The organism is Sulfurimonas sp. C5, assembly GCF_029872055.1.
In the GTDB taxonomy this organism is placed as follows: Bacteria; Campylobacterota; Campylobacteria; order Campylobacterales; family Sulfurimonadaceae; genus Sulfurimonas.
On sequence record NZ_JARXNQ010000020.1, the window covers coordinates 1 to 1,171 of the forward strand.

The window sequence follows — 1,171 nt, forward strand, 5'->3', positions numbered from 1 at the left end:
AATAGATGCTATTTAACAGCTACGAGTACATATTTTTCTTTCTACCGATAACATTTTTCATCTATTTCTTTTTACTCAATAGAAGGTTAGTAACAGGTGCGAAAGGTTTCTTAGTATTTGCGTCACTGTTCTTTTATAGCTGGTGGAATCCTATCTACCTTCCTATCATCTTAGTATCAATGTTATTTAACTATATGATTGGTGAAATACTTGGTAAAGACGGAGAGAATAAAAGAGTCAATAGGAAATGGGTACTTACATTTGGTATAGTATCTAATATTGCGCTACTAGCGTATTTCAAGTATGCTGACTTCTTCATTGAGAACTATAATTATGTGAGTGGTGAAAATGTAGGCTTATACCATTTAGCTCTTCCTTTAGGAATTAGTTTCTTTACATTCCAACAAATATCTTATTTAGTAGATAGTTATAGAAAAGAGACTACAGAATACGATTTCTTAAACTATGCACTCTTTGTTACTTTCTTCCCGCAACTAATTGCCGGTCCTATTGTGCATCATAAAGAGATGATGCCACAGTTTGCTTCTAAATGGAACTTAGTTAAAAACTATAGAAACATCGCTGTAGGACTGTTTATCTTTAGTATGGGTCTATTTAAAAAAGTTGTTATTGCCGATACATTTGCTGTTTGGGCTACAAATGGATTTGACCATGCAGTAACTCTGAACATGGTTGAAGCATGGGCTACTTCACTCTCTTATACATTTCAGCTGTACTTTGATTTTAGTGGTTATACAGATATGGCTATTGGTGCTGCCCTGCTCTTTAACATAAAACTGCCACAGAACTTTGATTCTCCATATAAAGCAAAAGATATCCAAGACTTCTGGAGAAGATGGCATATGACTCTTTCTAGATTCTTAAGAGATTATATTTATATCCCTTTAGGTGGTAATAGAGTTAGTGAGCCTAGAATATATTCCAACTTAATGATTACATTCATAATTGGTGGTTTATGGCATGGTGCCGGTTGGACATTTGTCTTCTGGGGATTCTTACACGGTGCTGCTTTAGTTATTCATCGTATATGGAAAACACTTGGTTTTACTATGAACTCTATACTAGCTTGGTTTATTACTTTCAACTTTATTAACATCGCTTGGGTCTTCTTCCGCGCTAAAGAATGGGATGATGCTATCAAAGTCCTTAA

The 1,171-nt window shown here is 34.7% G+C and carries 1 protein-coding gene; it reads left to right on the plus strand.

Annotated features, from left to right (window positions below; genetic code table 11):
- Positions 1–5: 5 nt before the first annotated feature.
- A partial coding sequence (locus P6N22_RS10620) for an MBOAT family protein (protein WP_280332795.1) occupies positions 6–1,171 on the plus strand: 1,166 nt, incomplete at its 3' end.